This window comes from SAR202 cluster bacterium, from assembly GCA_016872355.1.
GTDB lineage: Bacteria > Chloroflexota > Dehalococcoidia > Lucifugimonadales > VGZY01 > VGZY01.
In genome coordinates, this window is sequence record VGZY01000124.1 from 1 (window position 1) to 3,623 (window position 3,623).

2 protein-coding genes are annotated in these 3,623 nt (G+C 64.3%); one reads left to right on the forward strand and one right to left on the reverse strand.

What is annotated here, in order from left to right; genetic code table 11:
- Positions 1–518: 518 nt before the first annotated feature.
- Entirely contained in the window at positions 519–1,937 is a 1,419-nt protein-coding gene (locus FJ319_14610) for a class II fumarate hydratase (protein ID MBM3935496.1), read from the reverse strand.
- Between the two features lie 152 nt (positions 1,938–2,089).
- On the opposite strand from FJ319_14610, the gene ltaE reads away from it, so the two are divergent.
- Positions 2,090–3,139: a low-specificity L-threonine aldolase gene (gene ltaE, locus FJ319_14615; protein ID MBM3935497.1), complete on the forward strand. Its 1,050-nt coding sequence runs from the start codon at positions 2,090–2,092 to the stop codon at positions 3,137–3,139.
- Positions 3,140–3,623 lie beyond the last annotated feature (484 nt).

Consider the following 3,623-nt stretch of genomic DNA (forward strand, 5'->3'; position numbering starts at 1 on the left):
CAAAACGCTGAAAGAGCCAGAATCTCTATTGACTTCCAAGACAGTTGCTGAAGGGCCGTGTTCCCTGAGCCCAGCCCAACGGGCTGGGTAAAGAGACCAATTAACGAAACGCCCTGAAAGGGCGTGTCATCCCGGCCATGTCAACGTGGCCTGTGTCTGGCGCATTCCTCGGTGTGGACTTAACACGGCCCTTCAGGCCGTTTGCTATGCCGGACCTTACCCAGCCCGTTGGGCTGGGCTCAGGGAACACGCTCCTTCAGAGCGTTAGGCCCAGGACAGCGGGCAAGGCAAGAATCAAAACTCGGAGAATCGAATTAGTTGGAGCAGGTGGTCTCTCAGACCCGCCCCTACCGCGACTGCCGGGATCCGTTCCTACGGGCTTTAGCCACTAATACGACCCGCACCCAAAGCCGTAGAGGGAACTCACCAGTTCCCTCTACGCGCATCCTGCCTTATCATTAGCCGGCTGTCGGTCTGGCTGACTGCTGACTGCCGACTGCCGACTGCCGACTGCCGTCCTACCCCACCGACACCCCGCCCAGCCCCGGCTCCGTCATGGACGCGGCGTCCAGGATCTTGTCCAGCTCCGCGTCCGAGAACTTCGTGCGCACCTTCGCGATCTCGCGGATGGACTTGCCCGTCGCCTGCGCCTCCTTGGCGATGGCGGCGGAGGCGTCGTAGCCGATGTGCGGCACCAGCGTCGTGCAGATGGCCAGTCCGTTCTGCACCATGTCCGGACCCTTGCGGGTGGCCTTGAGGCCCACAATGCACTGGTCGGCCAGGTTGCGGGACGCCGTCGAAAGGATGTCGATCGACTGCAGCAGGTCGTACGCGGCGATCGGCATCATCACGTTGATCTCGAAGTTGCCGGACTGCCCGGCGATGGTGATCGCGGCGTCGTTGCCGATGACCTGCGCGGCCACCATGCAGACGGACTCCGGGATCACGGGGTTCACCTTGCCCGGCATGATCGAGCTCCCCGGCTGCACCGCCGGCAGGTCGATCTCGCCCAGTCCGGCGCGCGGGCCGGAGCCGAGCCAGCGGATGTCGTTCGCGATCTTCATGAGCGATACCGCCACGGTCTTCAGCGCCCCGCTCGTGTCCACCAGGGAGTCGAGGGTGCTCTGGGCCTGGAAGTGGTTGCCTGTCTCGCGGACATCCACCCTTGCCAGCGCGCTCAGCTTCTTCGCCACGCGTCCGGCAAACTCCAAGTGCGTGTTCACGCCCGTGCCGACGGCGGTGCCGCCGAGGGCGATCTCGCACAGGCTGACCATCGAGTGCCTGATGCGCTGGATGCCGCGCTCTATCTGGCCGGCGTGGCCCGCGAACTCCTGGCCCAGGCGCACCGGCGTCGCGTCCTGCAGGTGCGTCCTGCCGGTCTTCACCACCGGCATGAACTCCTCCGCCTTCGCCTCCAGCGCCTTTTGTAGGTGCTCCAGGGCAGGGATGAGGTTGTGGACGATCGTCGTCATTGCCGCCAGGTTCGTCGCCGTCGGGATAACGTCGTTGGATGACTGACCGATGTTGACGTGGTCGTTCGGGTGCACCGGCTTGCGGGAGCCGCGCACGCCGCCGAGAATCTCGATGGCGCGGTTGGAGATGACCTCGTTCGTGTTCATATTCGTGGACGTGCCGGAGCCGGTCTGGAAGATGTCCACGACGAACTGGTCGTCCAGCTTGCCGTTCGCCACCTCGTTCGCCGCCTGCACGATGGCGTCCGCCAGCTTCTTGTCCAGCAGTCCGAGCTCGTTGTTTACCTGCGCCGCCGCCAGCTTCACCTGGCCGATCGCGCGGATGAAGGAGCGGGGAAACCGAAGGTCGCTGATCGGGAAGTTCAGCACCGCGCGCTGCGTGTTGGCGCCATAGTACGCGTTGGCGGGCACCTTCAGCTCGCCCATCGTGTCCTTCTCTGTTCGGAACTGTCCGGCCTGGGTCATTTGAGTACAACTCTCCTGCCTGCCGCGGGGCGGCGAAATTCGTCAAGCACTGGGTAAATGTTAGGTTACGCTATGGCTTTTGACAAGCTGCGTTGCTAGAATAGTGGCTTGGCCGCAGGCCCCTATTCACAGCCGTTCCAGGAGATTTACAGATGCGAGTAATCGACCTTCGAAGCGATACCAAGACCCGCCCGACGCCCGCCATGCGCAAGGCGATGGCTGAGGCGGAAGTCGGCGACGATATGCTTGCCGAGGACCCCACCGTAAATAAGCTGGAGGAGATGTCGGCCGAGCGGACCGGCAAAGAGGCCGCGGTGCTCCTGAGCAGCGGCACCATGGGCAACCTGGTCGCCAGCCTCACCTACTGCCAGCGCGGCACCGAAATGATCGTAGGTGACAGGTCGCACATCTTCCGCGCGGAGGCTGCGGGCGCTTCCGGACTGGGCGGCATCGCCTACAGGACCGTCGCCAACGACTCGCGCGGCATGATCAGCCCGAAGGCTATCGAGAACGCGATCAACCCGAACGACCAGCACTATGCGCCCACGAAGATGATCGCGATCGAGAACACGCACAACTCGTGCGGCGGCACCGTCCTGACGCCCGCGGACGTGAAGGCGATCGGCGACGTCGCGAAGGCGCACAAGCTGCCCCTGCACATGGACGGCGCGCGCATCTTCAACGCAGCGGTATACCTTGAGACCCCATTGTCGGAGCTCGTTAGGGAAGCGGACATGGTGACCTTCTGCCTTTCGAAGGGCCTGGGCTGCCCCATCGGCTCAATGCTCTGCGGTACGCGCGAGGCGATCGACCAGGCGCGCAGGTGGCGCAAGGCGCTCGGCGGCGCGACGCGCCAGGCGGGCGTCATCGCCGCCGCCGGCGTCGTCGCGCTTGAGCAGATGGTTGATCGCATGGCGGACGACCACGCCAACGCGCGCAAGCTCGCCTTCGGCCTCGCCAACATCAAGGGCTTCGTCCTGGACCCCGGCCACTTCCAGACGAACCTCGTCTTCGCGGACACCACCTTCAAGAACGCCCTCGAGATCGCCCGCAAACTGGACGATCAGGGCGTGAAGGTCAACGCGCGCGGCTACGACGGCAAGACCTGGCGCTTCGTCACCCACGCCGACGTGAACTCGGCGGACATCGACTTCACCCTCAAGGCCATCAGCGCCACCGTCAAAGCCCACGCAGTCTTCTAGAGCGGTGAGAAAATGGGGCCGGCGGCTGTCTGCCCCCGCTCCTTTGTCTCTCCCTTGATGGGAGAGATGTCAGCGTTCTGGCTGACAGAGAGGGTGACGGCTGTTCTGCCTTCCTCCCGCTCCCCTGCGGCGGATGAGGGCGCCGGAGGTCCGCTCCCGCGGCTTTGTCTCTCCCTCGATGGGAGAGATGTCAGCGCTCTGGTTGACAGAGAGGGTGACGGGGCCGGGGGCTGCGGTGCTTCGACCGTAGGGGTAGGTCCGCCGCGGCGGATGCCTGACCGGCTGTTTGGCTGCACGTCTTGTTCCTCTCCCGTGCTCTTACGGGAGACCCCGATGCATCGGGGCGATGCCCCATCGGGACCGGTGAGGGCGGCTGTTCGGTCTCCCTCCTCTCCCCGAGGAGACCTTTGCATAACCCGGGGTAGAGGCGATAATCATACCTGTGCGAGGAAGATATAGCAAAATGGAGTGAGCCATGCGCCGC